General features: G+C 71.5%; 19 protein-coding genes and 1 pseudogene. 17 read left to right on the top strand and 3 right to left on the bottom strand.

The window, feature by feature from the left end:
• Window positions 1-61: 61 nt before the first annotated feature.
• From tilS to FHX53_RS09560, 16 genes are all read left to right on the top strand, one after another.
• Window positions 62-1099 (top strand): tRNA lysidine(34) synthetase TilS, encoded by a 1038-nt coding sequence (gene tilS / locus FHX53_RS09635; RefSeq protein WP_182491151.1) that lies wholly within the window; start codon window positions 62-64, stop codon window positions 1097-1099.
• Window positions 1100-1117: 18 nt separating this feature from the next.
• Window positions 1118-1669 carry a hypoxanthine phosphoribosyltransferase gene (gene hpt / locus FHX53_RS09630; protein WP_182491150.1) on the top strand — a complete coding sequence of 184 codons (552 nt, stop codon included), beginning with the start codon at window positions 1118-1120 and terminating at the stop codon, window positions 1667-1669.
• Window positions 1670-1793: 124 nt separating this feature from the next.
• Window positions 1794-3815, top strand: coding sequence for an ATP-dependent zinc metalloprotease FtsH (gene ftsH, locus FHX53_RS09625; protein WP_182491149.1), 2022 nt, complete (start codon window positions 1794-1796; stop codon window positions 3813-3815).
• 5 nt (window positions 3816-3820) lie between these two features.
• Window positions 3821-4405, top strand: a complete 585-nt coding sequence (folE, locus tag FHX53_RS09620) for a GTP cyclohydrolase I (RefSeq protein WP_182491148.1) — start codon at window positions 3821-3823, stop codon at window positions 4403-4405.
• Window positions 4402-5283 (top strand): dihydropteroate synthase, encoded by an 882-nt coding sequence (folP, locus tag FHX53_RS09615; RefSeq protein WP_343050950.1) that lies wholly within the window; start codon window positions 4402-4404, stop codon window positions 5281-5283. The genes folE and folP overlap by 4 nt, the downstream gene beginning before the upstream one ends.
• On the top strand, window positions 5280-5642 hold the full coding sequence (folB, locus tag FHX53_RS09610; protein ID WP_182491147.1) for a dihydroneopterin aldolase: 363 nt from the start codon (window positions 5280-5282) through the stop codon (window positions 5640-5642). The genes folP and folB overlap by 4 nt, the downstream gene beginning before the upstream one ends.
• Window positions 5639-6151, top strand: a complete 513-nt coding sequence (folK, locus tag FHX53_RS09605) for a 2-amino-4-hydroxy-6-hydroxymethyldihydropteridine diphosphokinase (protein ID WP_182491146.1) — start codon at window positions 5639-5641, stop codon at window positions 6149-6151. The genes folB and folK overlap by 4 nt, the downstream gene beginning before the upstream one ends.
• The gene (locus FHX53_RS09600; RefSeq protein ID WP_182491145.1) at window positions 6148-6612 is read left to right on the top strand and encodes a DUF3180 family protein; all 465 of its coding nucleotides are present in this window, start codon (window positions 6148-6150) and stop codon (window positions 6610-6612) included. Before folK ends, FHX53_RS09600 begins: the two co-directional genes overlap by 4 nt.
• Window positions 6613-6716: 104 nt before the next feature.
• Window positions 6717-7190, top strand: coding sequence for a PH domain-containing protein (locus FHX53_RS09595; RefSeq protein ID WP_343050969.1), 474 nt, complete (start codon window positions 6717-6719; stop codon window positions 7188-7190).
• Window positions 7187-8740 carry a PH domain-containing protein gene (locus tag FHX53_RS09590; RefSeq protein WP_182491144.1) on the top strand — a complete coding sequence of 518 codons (1554 nt, stop codon included), beginning with the start codon at window positions 7187-7189 and terminating at the stop codon, window positions 8738-8740. Before FHX53_RS09595 ends, FHX53_RS09590 begins: the two co-directional genes overlap by 4 nt.
• Complete coding sequence (locus FHX53_RS09585; protein ID WP_182491143.1) at window positions 8737-9528, top strand: Rossmann-like and DUF2520 domain-containing protein; 792 nt, start codon at window positions 8737-8739, stop codon at window positions 9526-9528. The genes FHX53_RS09590 and FHX53_RS09585 overlap by 4 nt, the downstream gene beginning before the upstream one ends.
• Complete coding sequence (gene panC, locus FHX53_RS09580) at window positions 9525-10391, top strand: pantoate--beta-alanine ligase (protein ID WP_182491142.1); 867 nt, start codon at window positions 9525-9527, stop codon at window positions 10389-10391. Before FHX53_RS09585 ends, panC begins: the two co-directional genes overlap by 4 nt.
• A 197-nt stretch (window positions 10392-10588) precedes the next feature.
• Window positions 10589-12112 carry a lysine--tRNA ligase gene (lysS, locus tag FHX53_RS09575; RefSeq protein WP_182491141.1) on the top strand — a complete coding sequence of 508 codons (1524 nt, stop codon included), beginning with the start codon at window positions 10589-10591 and terminating at the stop codon, window positions 12110-12112.
• A 26-nt stretch (window positions 12113-12138) separates the two neighbouring features.
• Entirely contained in the window at window positions 12139-12291 is a 153-nt protein-coding gene (locus FHX53_RS09570; RefSeq protein WP_182491140.1) for a hypothetical protein, read from the top strand.
• 251 nt (window positions 12292-12542) lie between these two features.
• A complete protein-coding gene (locus tag FHX53_RS09565) occupies window positions 12543-13121 on the top strand; it encodes a hypothetical protein (protein WP_182491139.1) in 579 nt (192 codons plus the stop codon).
• Between the two features lie 140 nt (window positions 13122-13261).
• Window positions 13262-13444: a hypothetical protein gene (locus tag FHX53_RS09560; RefSeq protein ID WP_182491138.1), complete on the top strand. Its 183-nt coding sequence runs from the start codon at window positions 13262-13264 to the stop codon at window positions 13442-13444.
• A 34-nt stretch (window positions 13445-13478) separates the two neighbouring features.
• Here the strand turns inward: FHX53_RS09560 and FHX53_RS09555 are convergent, their stop codons facing one another.
• The 3 genes and pseudogenes from FHX53_RS09555 to FHX53_RS09545 all read right to left on the bottom strand — a co-directional run bounded on the left by FHX53_RS09555 (window position 13479) and on the right by FHX53_RS09545 (window position 15613).
• Window positions 13479-14453: a pirin family protein gene (locus FHX53_RS09555; RefSeq protein ID WP_182491137.1), complete on the bottom strand. Its 975-nt coding sequence runs from the start codon at window positions 14451-14453 to the stop codon at window positions 13479-13481.
• Window positions 14454-14656: 203 nt separating this feature from the next.
• Window positions 14657-14894, bottom strand: a pseudogene (locus FHX53_RS09550) (helix-turn-helix domain-containing protein).
• Entirely contained in the window at window positions 14894-15613 is a 720-nt protein-coding gene (locus FHX53_RS09545; RefSeq protein ID WP_182491136.1) for a hypothetical protein, read from the bottom strand. The pseudogene FHX53_RS09550 and the gene FHX53_RS09545 overlap by 1 nt, the downstream one beginning before the upstream one ends.
• A gap of 264 nt (window positions 15614-15877) precedes the next feature.
• Between FHX53_RS09545 and FHX53_RS09540 the strand changes: the two genes are divergently transcribed.
• Window positions 15878-18102: ATP-dependent Clp protease ATP-binding subunit (locus FHX53_RS09540; protein ID WP_182491135.1), on the top strand; the 2225-nt coding region annotated here is incomplete at its 3' end.

Genomic DNA, 18102 nt, shown 5'->3' with positions numbered 1-18102 from the left:
CTGACTTCAGGGGGGAAGATGACGGCCTCGGCGCGGCCTGAGGCGGCTCTAACCTTAGTGGATGCCCCCCGAGCGGCCCGCAGAGAGCCCCAGGCGCCCGCGCCTGACACCCGCGATCGCCGACGCGCGCCGCGCCGTGCGCGAGCACCTCGCCGACCTGGCGGCAGGCGACCTGCTGCTCGTCGCCCTCAGCGGCGGGCCCGACTCCCTCGCGCTCGCCGCAGCCGCCGCGTTCGAGGCGCCGCGGGCCGGGCTGCGCGCCGGCGCGGTGATCGTCGACCACGGCCTGCAGCCGGGCTCGGCGGAGGTGGCCGAGCGGGCGGCGGAGTCCGCGCGCGACCTGGGGCTCGACCCGGTGCTCGTGCGACGCGTCGACGTCGGGGCGATGGGCGGCCCCGAGGCGGCGGCGCGCGCGGCCCGCTACGGTGCGCTCGACGCGGCGGCGACCGAGCTCGACGCATCGGCCGTGCTGCTCGGGCACACGATGGACGACCAGGCGGAGACCGTGCTGCTCGGCCTCGCGCGCGGCAGCGGCACGGCGAGCGTCGCGGGAATGGCCGCGCGTGCTGGCCTCTACCGGCGGCCTCTGCTCGGGCTGCGCCGATCGGTGCTCGCGCAGGCGTGCGCCGACGCGCGGCTTCAGCCGTGGCACGACCCTCACAACGACGAGGAGAGGTTCGCGCGCGTGCGGGTGCGGCACAGCATCCTGCCGATGCTCGAGAAGGAGCTCGATGCGGGCGCGACGGAGGCGCTCGCCCGCACCGCGGAGATCGCGCGGGAGGACGCCGAGGCGCTCGACCAGATGGTCGACGAGGTCGCCGAGGAGCTCGTCGAGCTCGAGGAGGGCGGGTGCTCGCTGCCCGCGGCCTGGCTCGCGGCGAACCCCGCCGCGCTGGGGAACCGGATGATCCGGCTCGTCGCCCGAGGCGAGTTCGGCGTCGCGCTCAGCCGCGCGCAGACGCTCGAGGTCGCGCGCCTGGCCACCGACTGGCACGGGCAGAAAGCTGTGCACCTGCCCGGCATTAGGGTGGAACGCACCGCGGGCCGGATCGTCTTCACGCTGGCGCCCGAGCCCGCGTCTTCGCCCGCCGAGAGCTGACATGCGACTGGGAGACCGATGGACGTCGAGGACATCCGCGCCGATCTGACCGAGGTGCTCATCACCGAGGAGGAGATCCACGCCAAGCTCGCCGAGCTCGCGCGGAGGGTCGAGGCCGACTACGCGGACACGACGCCCCTGCTCGTCGGCGTGCTCAAAGGCGCCGTGATGGTCATGGCCGACTTCGCGCGCGAGCTGCGGATCCACATCGATATGGACTGGATGGCCGTCTCCAGCTACGGCGCAGGCACCGAGTCGAGCGGCGTCGTCCGCATCCTCAAGGATCTCGACACCGACATCGCCGGCCGCGACGTGCTTATCGTGGAAGACATCATCGACTCCGGGCTCACGCTGTCGTGGCTGCTGCAGAACCTGCGGTCCCGCGGCGCGAAGAGCGTGAAGATCCTCGCCCTGCTGCGCAAGCCCGAGTCGATCAAGGTCGATGTCGACGTCGCGTACGTCGGCTTCGACATCCCGCCCGCGTTCGTGGTGGGCTACGGTCTCGACTTCGCCGAGCGCTACCGCAACCTGCGGGCGATCGGCGTTCTCGCGCCGCACGTCTACGAGTAGTCGCGCGCGTCTGCGCCGACCGCGAACAGATCAGCACCCCCCAAGAGGCGCCCGATAGCGTTAACCGTTCCGCTCGGATCCCGAGTCACCGGACGAACGCTCGCAGAAAGGTGCGGCTCGCCTCATGGCCCGCAAGAAGTTCGATGCCAAGCGCATCGTCAAAGGCCCCTTCCTCTACATCGTCGCGGGCGCCATCGCGCTCTGGATCGGCTTCGCTCTCCTGAGCGGTGGTGGGTTCCGCACCATCACGACCCAGGAGGGCCTCGAGCTCCTCGAGGGCGGGACGGTCGAGAAGGTGACGATCATCGACGGCGAGCAGCGCGTCGATCTCGAGCTGAGCGAGCCGGTCGGCGACAGTGGCGACCGCGTGCAGTTCCAGTACGTCACACCTCGAGGCGAGGCGATCGTCGACGCGATCGACGACGCGAACGTCGACGAGTTCGACGACCAGGTGCCGCAGACCAACTGGTTCGTGAGCCTGCTCGGTCTGCTGATCCCCTTCCTCATCATCGGCGTCATCTTCTGGTTCCTGCTGTCGAACCTGCAGGGCGGCGGCAGCCGCGTCATGCAGTTCGGCAAGTCGCGCGCAAAGCTCGTCAGCAAGGAGAGCCCGCAGGTGACGTTCGACGACGTCGCAGGCGCGGAGGAGGCGATCGAGGAGCTCCACGAGATCAAGGACTTCCTGAAGGACCCGACGCGCTTCCTCGCCGTCGGCGCCCGCATCCCCAAGGGCGTGCTGCTGTACGGCCCTCCCGGAACGGGCAAGACGCTCCTCGCGCGCGCCGTCGCGGGCGAGGCGGGCGTGCCGTTCTACTCGATCTCCGGCTCCGACTTCGTCGAGATGTTCGTCGGCGTCGGCGCCAGCCGCGTGCGCGACCTGTTCAAGGAGGCGAAGGAGAACGCGCCCGCGATCATCTTCGTCGACGAGATCGACGCCGTCGGCCGCCACCGCGGCGCCGGCATGGGCGGCGGCCATGATGAGCGCGAGCAGACGCTCAACCAGATGCTCGTCGAGATGGACGGCTTCGACCCCAAGACCAACGTCATCATGATCGCCGCGACCAACCGCCCTGACATCCTCGACCCGGCGCTCCTGCGCCCCGGCCGCTTCGACCGGCAGATCCAGGTCGACGCGCCCGACCACAAGGGCCGCAAGAAGATCCTCGAGGTGCACGCCAAGGGCAAGCCCATGGCGCCCGACGTCGACCTCGAGGTGCTTGCACGGAAGACGCCGGGCTTCACCGGCGCCGACCTCGCGAACGTGCTCAACGAGGCCGCGCTGCTCACGGCGCGCACCGGCGGGGAGATCATCACCGACCGCAACCTCGACGAGGCCGTCGACCGCGTCATGGCCGGGCCGCAGCGCCGCAGCCGCGTCATGCGCGACCACGAGAAGCTCATCACCGCCTACCACGAGGGCGGCCACGCGCTCGCGGCCGCCGCGATGCGCCACACCGACCCCGTCACGAAGGTCACGATCCTGCCGCGCGGGCGGGCCCTCGGCTACACGATGGTGCTGCCGCTCGACGACAAGTACTCCATCACGCGCAACGAGCTGCTCGACCAGCTCGCCTACGCGATGGGCGGCCGCGTCGCGGAGGAGATCGTCTTCCACGACCCGACCACGGGCGCGAGCAACGACATCGAGAAGGCGACGAGCATCGCCCGCAAGATGGTCACCGAGTACGGCATGAGCGCCGAGATCGGGTCGGTCAAGCTCGGCCAGTCGAGCGGCGAGGTCTTCCTCGGCCGCGATATGGGCCACCAGCGCGACTACTCCGAGCGGCTCGCCGATCGCGTCGACGCCGAGGTGCGCGCGCTCATCGACCAGGCCCACACCGAGGCCTGGCACGTCATCAACGAGAACCGCGCCGTGCTCGATCGTCTGGCGAGCGAGCTGCTCGAGAAGGAGACCCTCGACCACAACCAGCTCGCCGAGATCTTCGAGGGGCTCACGAAGCTGCCCGAGCGCCCACAGTGGCTCTCGAGCGACGAGCGTCCGCTGCCCGACCTGCCGCCCGTGCCGATGCCCGCGAAGGCGCCGATCGACCCCTCGGTCACCGACGGCGGCGTCGCGAGCGACCACTCGGCGCCCGCGAGCGTCGCGCGCAGCGAGGCCGACACGGGAACCGACCAGGCGAGCTGACGCGCATGGCGTCCATCGACATCCCCCGCATCGAGGCGGCGGTCGCCGAGATCCTCGCCGCCATCGGCGAGGACGTCGAGCGGCCAGGGCTCGCGACGACGCCTGAGCGCATCGCGCGCGCCTACTCCGACTTCTTCGCCGGCGTCGGCGTCGACCCCGTGCCCGAGCTTCAGGACGGCGCCGAGATGGCGACCGAGCCAGGCGAGCGGGGCGAGCTCGTCCTGCTGCGCGATATCGCGCTGCGGTCGATGTGCGAGCACCACCTGCTGCCGTTCACAGGCGTCGCGCACGTCGCGTACGTGCCGGCCGAGCGGATCATCGGGCTCGGGCGCATCCCGCGGCTCGTCGAGATCGTGTCGGCCCGCCCGCAGCTGCAGGAGCGACTCGGCGAGGACGTCGCCGACGCACTCGACCGCGCCATCGCCCCCGCCGGTGCTCTCGTCGTCATCGAGGCCCGGCACGGCTGCGTCGCCGCGCGCGGCGTGCGCTATGCGGAGTCGACGACCGTGACGGTCGCCTCGCGCGGCGCACTCGCCGACCCCGTGCAGCGCGCCGAGATCATGGCGCTCATCGGCCGGAGCCGCGCGTGACCACCGCGCCCGGGCACGTGCGGCCCGAGGTGTGGGGCGTGCTCAACGTCACGCCCGACTCGTTCAGCGACGGCGGGCGCTACCTCGAGCCCGAGGCCGCGGTCGCGCAGGCCCGCCGGCTCGTCGACGACGGCGCCGACGTCATCGACGTCGGGGGCGAGTCGACCCGGCCAGGAGCCGAGCCCGTGACCGCGATCGAGGAGACCTCGCGCGTGGTGCCGGTCGTGCGCGCGCTCGCCGGGGCGGGCATCCGCGTGTCGATCGACACGATGAACGCGTCGACCGCGCGCGCCGCCGTCGAGGCCGGCGCGTCGATCGTGAACGACGTGAGCGGCGGGCTCGAGGACGACGCGATGCTGGCCCTCGTCGCGGAGCTCGGCGTCGGCTACGTCGCGATGCACTGGCGCGGCCGCAGCGATCGATGGGATGCCGTGAGCGACTACGCCGACCCCCTCGCCGAGGTGCGCGACGAGCTGCGATCGCGCCGCGACGCCGCGCTCGCCGCAGGTCTAGCGCCGGAGCGCCTCTGGCTCGACCCCGGCATCGGCTTCGCCAAGCGCGCCGACGCCAACTGGGCGCTGCTGCGCGGACTGCCGGCGCTCGCCGAGCTGGGTCATCCGCTGCTCGTGGGGGCATCGCGGAAGCGGTTCCTCGGCGCGCTCCTGCCGGAGGGCGCCGGGGTCGAGGAGCGCGATCTGCCGACCGCCGTCGTGAGCGCGCTGTGCGCCGACGCCGGGGTCAGGGCAGTGCGCGTGCACGACGTCGCCGCGACGAGCCGCGCGCTCGACGTGTGGGCGTCGTGGCGCGGGGCGGGCGTCGGCATGGGCGTCGGCACCGACGTCGGCACGGACGTCGGCACCGGGAGGGGAGCCGCATGAGCGACCGGATCATCCTCGCCGGCCTGCGCGCGCAGGCCCACCACGGCGTCTACGAGTACGAGCGCCGCGACGGCCAGCCGTTCGTCATCGACGTCGTCGCCCACCTCGATCTCGCGCGCGCCGCCGGTACCGACGACGTGGCCGACACCGTGCACTACGGCGAGCTCGCCGTCGAGATCGTCGAATCCGTCGAGCGCGACCCCGTCGACCTCATCGAGACCGTCGCCGAGCGCGTCGCCGCCGTCGTGCTCGCCCACCGTGCGATCGAGCGCGTCGAGGTCACGGTGCATAAGCCCGAGGCGCCGATCCCGGTGCCGTTCGCCGACGTCGCCGTCGCGATCGACCGGAGTCGCGCATGACCGCCCTCGCCGTCATCGCCCTCGGCAGCAACCTCGGCGACCGCGAGGCCACGCTCATGAGCGCCGTGGGCGCGCTCGGCGCGCTGCCCGAGTCGAGCATCCGCGCCGTGTCGTCGTGGCACGGAACTGTCGCCCTCACCCTCGACGGCCCGGACCCGGACAGGCCCGAGTACCTCAACGGCGTCGCGCTGCTCGATACGGGCCTCGACCCGTTCCAGCTGCTCGACGGGCTGCGCGCGATCGAGAACCTGCACGGTCGCGAGCGCGCCCAGCGCTGGGGAGACCGCACCCTCGACCTCGACCTCGTCGCCTTCGGGGCGCTCGAGATCGACTCCGACCAGTTGCAGGTGCCGCACCCTCGGGCGCACGAGCGCGACTTCGTGCTCGCCCCGTGGCTCGAGGTGCAGCCGGATGCCGAGCTCGCCGGTCACGGACGCGTCGCTGACCTGCTGGCGGGCCTGCGACCGCAGCGCGAGGCCCCGGACGGCGACGCGGGAGCCTCCGCGTGAGCCGCTCGCGCCCCCTCCCGCTCGCGCTGCTCGCGCTCGTCGGATTCGCGCTCGCGTTCGGCATCGACATCGCGCTCGCCATGCGCGGTCAGCCGGTGCTCGTGCCACCGCCCTCGCTCGCGGTCGGGCTCGTGCTCATCGCCGGGCTGCTCGTCGCCCTCGCCTGGCCGGTGCGCCGCGCGGCCGCGGGAGCCACCCGCATCGACCCGTTCTACGCCACGCGCGTGGTCGTGCTCGCGAAGGCGAGCGCGCTCGCCGCGGCGCTCCTCTCGGGGGGCGGGGCGGGTATCCTCGTCTATCTGCTGTCTCGCGCGGTCGTGCCGATAGGCTCGACGCTGACCGCGGCGGGCACGCTCGTCGCGGCGGTGATCCTCCTGATCGCGGCGCTCGTGGCGGAGCACTTCTGCCGGCTCCCGCCCGACGACGACGAGAAGGAGGAGGCCGCCGCGGCCGCACCGTGAGCCGCGCGGTCGCCGACCACCCCGGGGGAGCCGACGCCGTGACCGACCAGCCGCAGACGCCGCCGCCCGCGCCCGCCGAGCAGTCCGCGCCCGCCTCGCGCTCGATCGAGCCGCCCGGCACCGACTGGCAGCGCGTCTCGCCGAAGTACATCGCCGTCGACATCGCCGGGTACGCCGTCTTCGGCACGATCATGACCGTCGCCGGGTTCATCCCCTTCTGGGTGAGCGGCTGGGCGCCATCGGCGCTGCTCGGCATCGCGCTCGGCGTGCTCTTCCTCGTCGTCATCGCCCTCACGCCGCGCCGAGTGCGCGCGATCGGGTACGCCCTCCGCGAGGACGACCTGCTCTTCCGCCGCGGAATCCTCTTCCAGCGCATCGTCGCCGTGCCTTACGGCCGCATGCAGCTCGTCGACATCACGCGCGGGCCCATCGCGCGGGCCGTGGGGCTCGCCGAGCTCAAATTCGTGACCGCGGCCGCATCGACGGGTGTGCTCATCCCGGGCCTCCCGCTCGCCGACGCCGAGCGCCTGCGCGACCACCTCGTCGCGGTCGCCGAGACCCGCCGGGCGGGCCTGTGACCGATTTCGCCGACGGCGAGTGGCACCGCCTGCACCGGGCGACGCCCCTCTTCCGCGGCGGGCTCGCGGTGCTCATCCTCGCGGGGCTCGTGCTCGGCAGCTTCCGAGATCGCGTCATCGACCTCTTCTTCGGCGACCGGGGGTTCGGCGACCCCGACGGCGACTTCGGGGGTGACCCGCTCGACTTCATCCTCCGCGAGAACCTCGTGCTCGCCGCATTCGGCGTCGCCCTGCTCGTCCTCCTGCTCGCCGTCGGCGGCTTCTACCTCTCCTGGCGCCTGCACACCTTCCGCATCACCGACGAGGTCGTTGAGGTCCGGTCGGGCATCCTCTTCCGCACCAACCGCAAGGGTCGACTCGACCGCATCCAGGGCATCAACATCGCCCGCCCGTTCATCCCGCGCCTGTTCGGTGCCGCGAAGCTCGAGATCTCCGTCGCGGGCAACGACGCGAACGTGCAGCTGTCGTACCTGCGATCGGCCGACGCGGATGCCCTCCGCCGCGAGATCCTGCTCCTCGCCTCCGGCGCGCGTCGGTCCGCGATCGCGGGCGACGCCGAGCAGTGGACCGAGCATCCCGGCCCGGGCGTCGGCGCGCTCCTGGAGGACCGCGCGCGCGAGTTCCTCGCCCCTGAGCTCGACCCGTCGCTCGCGCCGCCAGAGTCGGTGCTGCGCATGAACCCCGGCCGGCTGATCGGCTCGACGATCCTCACCGACGCGATGATCTTCCTCGTCATCGCCGGCATCGGACTCACGGTCGCGGTCGTCGTGACGGGCGACATCCTCCTGCTCATCGGCTTCCTGCCCGCCCTGCTCGGCGTCGGCGGGTTCCTCGTCTCGCGCATCGCGCGCTCGCTGCGCTACTCGATCGCGTCGACGCCCGACGGCGTGCGGGTCGGGTTCGGGCTGCTCTCGACCTCGAACGAGACGCTGCCGCCCGGGCGCATCCACTCGGTGCGCGTGAGCCAGCCGCTGCTGTGGCGGCCGTTCGGGTGGTGGCAGATCGCGGTCAACCGCGCATCCCGCTCGTCGCAGCAGGGGGCTGCGGGCCAGCAGCAGACGACGATACTCCCGGTCGGCAACCTCGACGACGTGCGCACGGTGCTGCGCCTGCTGCTGCCCGACGTCGCGACCGACGACGCCCTGCCGCTCCTCGAGCGCGGGATGCTGTCGCCCGGGGGCGAGGACGGCTTCATCAACTCGCCGCGTCGCGCGCGGGCGCTGCGCTGGTTCTCGCAGCCGCGCAACGGATTCGCGCTCACCGACGCCGGAATCCTGCTGCGCACGGGCGCGATCTGGCGCGCACTCACGATCGTGCCCTTCCCACGCATGCAGAGCGTGAGCGTGCGCCAGGGCCCTGTGCTGCGGCCGATGCGTCTCGCGGCCGTGCACGTGCACACCGTCTCGGGGCCCATCACGCCGGCGCTCGGGGCGCTCGACCGGGATGCCGCCCTCGCGCTGTTCGCGGAGGTCGCCGAGGCGTCGATCCGCACCGCGACCGCCGACACGACGCACCGCTGGCGCGCGAGCGCGGCCGGGAGCCGCGCATGACCACCCGCGACGGGCGCCTCGGCGTCGGCATCATCGGCGCCGGCCGCGTCGGCCCCGTCCTCGGCGCCGCCCTCGCCGGAGCCGGCCACGCCATCACCGGCATCTCGGCGAGCACCGACGACGAGCGCGAGCGCTCCGCGAGCATCCTCCCCGGAGTCCCCCACCTCGAGGTGCAGGCCATCATCGAGCGCAGCGAGCTCGTCATCCTTGCCGTTCCCGACGACCAGCTGCCCGGCCTCGTCTCCGGACTCGCGGCCCTCGGCGTGTGGCAGCCCGGCCAGCTCGTCATGCACACCTCGGCGCAGCACGGCGTGCGCGTGCTCGACCCCGCGCGGCCCGCGGGCATCATCCCGCTCGCCGTGCATCCCGCTCTCGCGTTCACCGGCACGTCGATCGACCTGGTCCGACTGCGCGAGGCCTGGTGCGCGGTGACGGCGCCGAGCCCGGTGCTGCCGATCGCGCAGGCCCTCGTCGTCGAGATGGGCGCCGAGCCGATCGTCATCTCGGAGGAGCACCGCGTCGCCTACGCCGACGCGATCCAGTCCGCGTCCGACTTCTCGACCGCGATCGTCGCTCAGGCGATGGGAGCCCTCCGCGACATCGGAGTCGACGAGCCGGGCCGCGTGCTCGGCGCCGTCGTGCGGTCGGCGGTCGAGAACGCGCTACGATCCGCGGCCGTCGATAGCATCGACCTCGCGGCGCTCGCCGATGCGGGGGCGGATGCTCCCGGCGAGGCCGATCCGCGCGACGACCACCCCGACGACCCCCTCGATTCCGGAGCCGCATGAGCCCCGCCCCGCCCCCCGTCGAGTCGACGATCGACGGCCTGCGCGCCCGGCTGGATGCCGAGCGCGCAGCGGGTCGAACCGTCGCGCTCGTGCCGACGATGGGGTCGCTCCACGAGGGGCACCTCGCGCTCGTCGACCGCGCGGCGGCGCTCGCAGACCTCGTCGTCGTGTCGATCTTCGTGAACCCGCTGCAGTTCGGGCCGGCGGAGGACTACGACCGGTACCCGCGCGACCTGACCGCCGACCTCGCCGCTCTGTCGGGGCGCGGGGTATCGGTCGTCTTCGCGCCGACCCTCGCCGAGATGTACCCGCGCGGCCCCATCAACACGCGCGTCTCGGCGGGGGCGGTCGGCGAGATCCTCGACGGAGCCTCCCGCCCCGGCCACTTCGACGGCATGCTCACGGTCGTCGCGAAGCTGCTGCTCATCGCGGGCCCCGACGTCGCCGTCTTCGGCGAGAAGGACGCCCAGCAGGTCTTCCTCGTGAATCGCATGGTCGCCGACCTCGACGTGCCGACGCGCATCGATGTCGTGTCGACCGTGCGCGCCTCGGACGGACTGGCGCTGTCGAGCCGCAACGCATACCTGTCGACGGAGCAGCGGGCGGCGGCGCTCGCGCTCCCGGGCGCGCTCGCGGCCGCGCGGGCCGCAGCCGAGGCCGGCGCCGCGCTGCCGGCCGCGCTCGAGGCGGCGCTCGCCGTGCTCGACGCCGCGCCGCTGCTCGAGCTCGACTACGTGGCCGTCGTCGACCCGGCCACGTTTCGGCCCGCCGAGCCCGACTTCACCGGAGTCGCCCGGGCGCTCGTCGCCGCGCGCATCGGCGCGACGCGGCTCATCGACACGCAGCTGCTGCACCTCGGCTGACGCGCGCGCCGGCGCGAGCATCCGCCGCCCGCAGACTCAGCGCCCCGTTGCCAAATGCAGGCATCCAGAGACGTGATCGCTTCGCATCGCCGAACTCTTCGACCCTGAAGCCCGCAGTGCCTGCATTTGGCAATGACCGCCCCTGCGGGGCCCTCCCGCGCCCGCCGGTAGGCTGAACTGCTGAACCGAGGAGCTTCATGACCGACACCACGCCCGCGCCCGACGCCGCTGAGCCGAGGGGCATAGAGCCCACGGTCGCCGAGATCGCCGAGCAGAAGCAGGTGCGTCTCGACAAGCGCGAGCGGATGCTCGCCGCCGGCATCGACGCGTACCCCGTCGGCCTGCCGATCACCGACACGATCCCGGCCGTCCGTGAGCGCCACCCCGACCTCGAGCCCGACACGGCCACGGGGGAGCGCGCGGCCCTCGCCGGCCGCGTCGTCTTCTCGCGCATCACGGGCAAGCTCTGCTTCGCGACGCTCCAGGCCGGCGATGGCAGCCGCATCCAGGTCATGGTGAGCCTCGCCGAGGTGGGCGACGACGAGCTCGCCCGATGGAAGGAGTTCGTCGACCTCGGCGACCACGTCTTCGTCGAGGGCGAGGTCATCACGAGCCGCCGCGGCGAGCTGAGCATCATGGTCAGCAGCTGGGCGATCGCGGCGAAGGCGATCCTGCCGCTGCCGAACCTGCACAACGAGCTCAACGAGGAGACCCGGGTCCGCCAGCGCTACCTCGACCTGATCGTGCGCGAGCAGGCGAGAAAGACCGTCCGCGCCCGGGCGCTCGCCGTGGCCAGCCTGCGGAGGACCTTCGCCGATCATGGCTACCTCGAGGTCGAGACGCCGATGCTGCAGACGATGCACGGCGGAGCATCCGCCCGTCCCTTCACAACGCATTCGAACGCCTTCGACACCGAGCTGTTCCTGCGCATCGCGCCCGAGCTGTTCCTCAAGCGCGCTGTCGTCGGCGGCATCGAGCGCGTGTTCGAGATCAACCGCAACTTCCGCAACGAGGGCGCCGACTCCACGCACAGCCCCGAGTTCGCGATGCTCGAGGCGTACCAGGCGTACGGCGACTACCACCAGATGGCCGACCTGACGCAGGAGATGATCCAGAGCGCGGCCGCCGCGATCTCGGGCTCGCACGTGGTCACGTGGGCTGACGGCACCGAGTACGACCTCGGCGGCGAGTGGGATCGCCTGAGCATGTACGACTCCCTCAGCGCCGCGGCGGGCGTCGAGATCACGCCCGAGACCCCCATGGCCGAGCTGAAGAGGCTCGCCGACGCGGTCGACATCGAGATCGACCACCCGCTGCCGGGCAAGTACGTCGAAGAGCTGTGGGAGCACTTCGTGAAAGGCGACCTCGTGCGGCCGACCTTCGTCATGGACTTCCCCGTCGACACGAGCCCGCTCGTGCGCGAGCACCGCAGCCTGCCGGGCCGCGTCGAGAAGTGGGATCTCTATGTGCGCGGCTTCGAGCTCGCGACCGCGTACTCCGAGCTGGTCGACCCCGTCATTCAGCGCGAGCGCTTTGTCGCGCAGGCGACCCTCGCCGCGGGCGGCGATCCCGAGGCCATGCGACTCGACGAGGCGTTCCTCACCGCTCTCGAGCACGGCATGCCCCCGAGCGGCGGCATGGGCATGGGAATCGATCGCCTGCTCATGGCGCTCACGGGTCTCGGCATCCGAGAGACCATCCTCTTCCCCCTCGTGAAGTAGACGACGCAGACGGAGACCGCGCGACCATGGCCGACAAGAACGAACTCCCCCTTCCCGGCGACGCCGAGAAGAAGAAGCGCGAGATCTCGTCGACGCGCCTCGCGATCTGGCTCATCGCCGGCGGCTTCGGCGCGTACCTGCTGATCTCCGGGCTGCTGGGCATCCTCTCCAAGGGCTGATCCACACGAGTCACACGAGTCACACGAACCACATGGTCCACTACAGCCACAACATCTAGCGGTCACCGCGCGACCGTGGCCCCCTATCTGGGGCGAGCACGCCGACCCGCACCTCTTTACGCTGAAGGTGTTGCAGATCCGCGACCGGCCACCCACCGGACACCCGCGCGGCTCTGAAGCACCACACCCGATTCGACGCCGACAGCTCGCCCCACGAGCCGCCAGCATCGCCTGACCCGAAGGCGAACCCTGTGCTGCGCACTCATGCCCTCCGGCTCGGCCTCGTCACGGCCGCGCTCTCGACGAGCCTCGTCCTCGTCGCATCGCCCGGCGTCGCCGCCGACGCGCTGCGGATCACGACGCCCGTCGCGGGGACGGTCGTCTCCGGAGAGCTGTACATCGCAGGCACCATCGCCGGCGACGGCGAGCACGAGCTCACGATCCAGCTGGCACCCCAGCAGCTGGGCGAGTGCGGCACCGCGGTCGCATCGACCTCGACGACCGTCACGGCGAGCCGAGGATTCAGCGCCCTCGTCGACACCCTGACCGTCGCCGACGGAACATACTGCCTCGTCGCGATCGCCGATCGCGGTCGGCTGTCGGATGTCCAGGCCGACATCCGCATCGACAACGCGATCCTGCGCGGCTTCATCCAGCTCCCCACCGAGTCACTCCCCGACCCCACCGACGGCGCCTCGGCCATCGAGGCCGCGGTGCCCGCCGAGTCCGGCCCGTTCATCGCGGTCGTTGCCTTCGCCCTCGCCGGCATCCTCGCCGTCGGTGTGGCCGTCTACGGCATCGCCTCCGGTCGGAGGCCGATGCGCCCGTAGCTCGAATGACGGGAGCCCGATCGCTCTACCCCCCCGATACGCGATCAGGCTCCGCCGACCGGGTCGTCGTCCGATTCCCCCAAGCGGATGACGACCCGGCCGGCACCATCCTCCGAGCGGGCGAGACGTATCCTGGTCTCGTGGACGACTTCTGGACGAACGCGGTGTTCTCCGTGACACCGACGATCGTCGTCGGCCTCATCTTCTGGTTCGCGATGCGCGCGATCATCCGCGCCGACCGCGCCGAGCGCCGGGCCTACAGCGACATCGAGGCCGAGGAGCGCGCTCGCTTCGAGAAGCTCACCGCCGACCCGCACGAGTAGCGCGCGGCGAGCATCCGCTTCTGACGGCGTTCGCCTACTCGCGGGGCTTGAGGCGGATGCCCGGCAGCACCGGTGCCGGAAGCGCCGACCCCGGCCACCCGTCGACCCGGCCGAAGGTCTCGGCCGCAGCCGTGCCCTCGATCACCTCGGCCTGCCACGCGGCGCGGAATCCGACGATCTCGTCGTGGTCGCGGCCGATGAAGTTCCACCACATGACGATGGGCTCGCCGAGCGGCTCGCCGCCGATGAGGAGGGCCCGCAGGGGAGCATCCCCCGCCGAGACCCGCAGCGTCGACCGACCAGTGGGCGTGAACGCGAGATGCGCGGTCGGGACGGCGACGTCGTCGATCGTGGCGACGCCGGCATCCACGAGCAGGCCGTGCTCGAAGAGCGGGTCGACGGCGAGCTCGACCGACGCCCCGGCGGGCAGGTCGACCTGCGCCGCGACGAGCGGACTGAAGACGCGGGCGGTAGCCTCGCCGACCCCGGGCAGAGTGCCGATGAACACGCGCACGGTCGCGGTCCCGCACGAGACCGGCCGCGGCTCGGTGTGCTCGAAGAACGGAGCGGTGCGGCGGTGGGCGTCCGGCAGGGCGACCCACAGCTGGGCGCCGTGCAGGCGCGTGGTCGTCGGGGTCGAGATCTCGCTGTGCTGGATCCCCGTGCCCGCGGTCATGAGGTTGAGCTCGCCGGGGCGCACGAGCTGGTGGGCGCCCGTGGAGTCGCGGTGCTCGATCTCTCCCTCGAACAGCCAGCTCACCGTCTGCAGCCCTGTGTGCGGATGCGGCGGCACGACCATCCCGCCCGACTCGGCGACGTCGTCGGGGCCGTAGTGGTCGACGAAGCACCAGGCTCCGATGAGGCTGCGCGCACGCTGCGGCAGGGTGCGGCGCACGGTCATCGCGCGGGGCCCGCCGAGCGGCACCTCTCGCGGTTCGAGCAGCAGGATGCTCGGCGCCGGCTGCTCGTCGCAGACGACTTCGGCCGGGTCGGGCTCGAGGTTGCTCATGCCGCCAGCGTACGTCGGCGGCGGGCCTGGTTGCCTCGCCGGCCGCGCCTGCCCGGCCGCGCCTGCCCGGCCGCGCCGTGCACTACCTCCGGAGATCCGACGATCCGGCCCCACGCGCCCTCGCGTCAACGGGTCGGGTCCACCGAATCTCCGGAGTTAGTGCACGCCCGGCAGGGCACGTCGGCCGCACGTCGGGCCAGCCGTCAGCGCTCGACGACGAGCAGGTCGCCGACGTCGCACTCGAGCACTTCGCAGATCGCGCGCAGCGTCGAGAACCTGATCGCGCGCGCGGTCGTTCTTGAGCACCGACAGGTTGACGAGGCTCACGCCGACGAGCTCGCTCAGCCGGGTGAGGGTGAGCCCGCGTTCCTCGAGCAGCTCGTCGAGCCGGCAGTGGATGCCCGTCTCATCGTCGTCGGAGATGGCAGGTGCTGGCGCCATCACACGAGCCCGGCGGTCTCGCACTGAAGTCGCTCGCCGCTGCGCACGAGCCCGGCGACCACGACGAGGGCGAGTCCGACGCCGAGCGGCCAGAGGTCGAAGGTCAGCGACGGCGGGACCGCGAGGCCATCACCCAGCGCCTCCGGCGAGAGGGCGAAAAGCTGCGTGTGAGCGAGCATCCCGGCGATGCTCGAGGCGATCTGGCCCGCGATCCCGCCGACGGCGAGCGTGGCTCCGGCCATCACGAGCAGCCGGCTCAGTCGGGGCGTGAACGGGGTGTCGGAGATCGACTGCCGCGCGAAGCGCGCGGTCACGAGCAGAAGCGTCACGGCTACCGCGCCCTCGATCAGCGTGCAGGCCGCGACCCAGATCCGGGGCGCGGTGCCGAGCCCGTCGACGATGAGGGCGGCGGGCGTGGAGACGACGGCGTCGGTCAGGCTTCCTGCGGGGTTCTCGCGAAGTTCGACCGGCACCTCCTCGACGGTGAAGCTCACCGGGGTCTCGAGCGTCACCCGGCTCGTCGGGATGAGCGACTGGGCGACGCCGATGACCGTGACGAGCGCCACCAAAGCGACGCCGACCAGGCAGGCGGCAGCGACGAGCCGTGGCAGCACCGGTCGCCGACCCTCGGCAGGCGCGCGCCGCGGCGAGAGCACGCCGACGATGACGGCGGCGCCGACGATGACGGCGGCGATGAGAAGCAGCACCGACAGATCCATCAAACGCGCCCTTATGCGGCGGTTCGGACGGCAGGGGCGGTGGTCGAGGCTGGCATGAGCGTCCGTATCGATAATCGTTGTTAACGAATATCGATACGGTAGCCCCCCAACCCTGCTGAGCAAGAGTCGATGTCGCCCCGGCGAACGCCGACCCCGGAATCCCGCACGCCTACGGCGAACAGGGGCAGTTTTCCCCGGCACCCCTGGTTACCCTCGATAGCAACCGGGGCCCCGTCAGCGCCCTGGCGCCTGAGGAGGTATCCGATGTTCGAACGCTTCACCGACCGTGCCCGTCGCGTGGTGGTCCTGGCCCAGGAAGAGGCCAAGATGCTCAACCACAACTACATCGGCACCGAGCACATCCTCCTCGGCCTCATCCACGAGGGCGAGGGCGTCGCCGCGAAGGCGCTCGAGTCGCTCAGCATCTCGCTCGACGCCGTGCGCGAGCAGGTCCAGGACATCATCGGCCAGGGCCAGCAACAGCCGACCGGGCACATCCCGTTCACGCCGCGCGCGAAGAAGGTGCTCGAGCTGAGCCTGCGCGAGGCGCTGCAGCTCGGCCACAACTACATCGGCACCGAGCACATCCTCCTCGGCCTCATCCGCGAGGGCGAGGGCGTCGCGGCGCAGGTGCTCGTGAAGCTCGGCGCCGACCTCAACCGCGTGCGCCAGCAGGTCATCCAGCTCCTGTCGGGCTACCAGGGCAAGGAGGCCGTCGCCGTCGGCGGCGACACCCCGAGCGCCGACAAGGGCTCGCAGGTGCTCGACCAGTTCGGCCGCAACCTCACGCAGGCCGCGCGCGACGGCAAGCTCGACCCCGTCATCGGCCGCGAGAAGGAGGCCGAGCGGGTCATGCAGATCCTCTCGCGCCGCTCGAAGAACAACCCCGTCCTGATCGGAGAGCCCGGCGTCGGCAAGACCGCCGTCGTCGAGGGCCTCGCCCAGGCGATCGTCAAGGGCGAGGTGCCCGAGACGCTCAAGGACAAGCAGCTCTACTCGCTCGACCTCGGCTCGCTCATCGCCGGCTCCCGCTACCGCGGTGACTTCGAGGAGCGCTTGAAGAAGGTGACGAAGGAGATCCGCACGCGCGGTGACATCATCGTCTTCATCGACGAGATCCACACCCTCGTGGGCGCGGGTGCCGCCGAGGGCGCGATCGATGCGGCGAGCATCCTCAAGCCGCTGCTCGCGCGCGGCGAGCTGCAGACGATCGGTGCGACCACGCTCGATGAGTACCGCAAGCACTTCGAGAAGGATGCCGCTCTCGAGCGTCGCTTCCAGCCGGTTCAGGTGCAGGAGCCGTCGCTGCCGCACGCGATCAACATCCTCAAGGGGCTTCGCGACAAGTACGAGGCGTTCCACAAGGTCTCGATCACCGATGGCGCGATCGTCTCGGCCGTCAACCTCGCCGACCGCTACGTTCAGGACCGCTTCCTGCCGGACAAGGCCATCGACCTGATCGACGAGGCGGGCGCCCGCCTGCGCCTGTCGATCCTGTCGGCCCCGCCGGAGCTGCGCGAGTTCGATGAGAAGATCGCCGGAGTCCGCGCCCAGAAGGAGGCCGCGATCGAGGATCAGGACTTCGAGAAGGCCGCGAGCCTGCGCGACGAGGAGAAGAAGCTCCTCGGCGAGCGGCTGCGCCTCGAGAAGCAGTGGCGCTCGGGCGAGGCCGGCGTCGGCGGCACCGTCGACGAGGGCGTCATCGCCGAAGTCCTGGCCCAGGCCACGGGCATCCCCGTCTTCAAGCTGACCGAGGAGGAGTCGAGCCGGCTCATTTTCATGGAGAAGGCCCTGCACCAGCGGGTCATCGGCCAGGAGGAGGCCATTTCGGTCCTCGCCAAGACGATCCGCCGCACGCGCGCCGGCCTGAAGGACCCGAAGCGGCCGAGCGGCTCATTCATCTTCGCCGGGCCCACGGGCGTCGGGAAGACCGAGCTCGCGAAGGCGCTCGCCGAGTTCCTCTTCGACGACGAGGGCGCGCTCATCGCGCTCGACATGTCGGAGTACGGCGAGAAGCACACCGTCTCTCGCCTGTTCGGCGCCCCTCCCGGATTCGTCGGATTCGAGGAGGGCGGACAGCTCACCGAGAAGGTGCGCCGCAAGCCGTTCAGCGTCGTGCTCTTCGACGAGATCGAGAAGGCCCACCCCGACATCTTCAACTCGCTGCTGCAGGTGCTCGAGGAGGGCCGCCTGACCGACGGTCAGGGCCGCGTCGTCGACTTCAAGAACACGGTCATCATCATGACGACCAACCTCGGTACGAAGGACATCACGGGAGGGCCCGTCGGCTTCACGCTCGAGGGCAACACCGCCGCCGACTACAGCGCCATGCGCGGCAAGGTCGTGGAGGAGCTCAAGAAGCACTTCAAGCCCGAGTTCCTCAACCGTGTCGACGAGACGATCGTCTTCCCGCAGCTGAACAAGGACGAGCTGCTGCAGATCGTCGACCTGTTCATCAAGCGCCTGCGCGACCGCATGATGGACCGCGA

It is taken from the genome of Microcella alkalica (genome assembly GCF_014137945.1).
GTDB classification, from domain to species: Bacteria; Actinomycetota; Actinomycetes; order Actinomycetales; family Microbacteriaceae; genus Microcella; species Microcella alkalica.
The sequence above is the reverse complement of the archived record's forward strand: the minus strand, read 5'-3'. Positions and strand labels throughout refer to the sequence as shown.

Coding starts and splice junctions, on each gene's coding strand:
- tilS (WP_182491151.1), top strand. CDS start 62: ATGCCCCCCGAGCGGCCCGCAGAGAGCCCCAGGCGCCCGCGCCTGACA.
- hpt (WP_182491150.1), top strand. CDS start 1,118: ATGGACGTCGAGGACATCCGCGCCGATCTGACCGAGGTGCTCATCACC.
- ftsH (WP_182491149.1), top strand. CDS start 1,794: ATGGCCCGCAAGAAGTTCGATGCCAAGCGCATCGTCAAAGGCCCCTTC.
- folE (WP_182491148.1), top strand. CDS start 3,821: ATGGCGTCCATCGACATCCCCCGCATCGAGGCGGCGGTCGCCGAGATC.
- folB (WP_182491147.1), top strand. CDS start 5,280: ATGAGCGACCGGATCATCCTCGCCGGCCTGCGCGCGCAGGCCCACCAC.
- folK (WP_182491146.1), top strand. CDS start 5,639: ATGACCGCCCTCGCCGTCATCGCCCTCGGCAGCAACCTCGGCGACCGC.
- FHX53_RS09585 (WP_182491143.1), top strand. CDS start 8,737: ATGACCACCCGCGACGGGCGCCTCGGCGTCGGCATCATCGGCGCCGGC.
- panC (WP_182491142.1), top strand. CDS start 9,525: ATGAGCCCCGCCCCGCCCCCCGTCGAGTCGACGATCGACGGCCTGCGC.
- lysS (WP_182491141.1), top strand. CDS start 10,589: ATGACCGACACCACGCCCGCGCCCGACGCCGCTGAGCCGAGGGGCATA.
- FHX53_RS09570 (WP_182491140.1), top strand. CDS start 12,139: ATGGCCGACAAGAACGAACTCCCCCTTCCCGGCGACGCCGAGAAGAAG.
- FHX53_RS09555 (WP_182491137.1), bottom strand. CDS start 14,453: ATGAGCAACCTCGAGCCCGACCCGGCCGAAGTCGTCTGCGACGAGCAG.
- FHX53_RS09545 (WP_182491136.1), bottom strand. CDS start 15,613: ATGGATCTGTCGGTGCTGCTTCTCATCGCCGCCGTCATCGTCGGCGCC.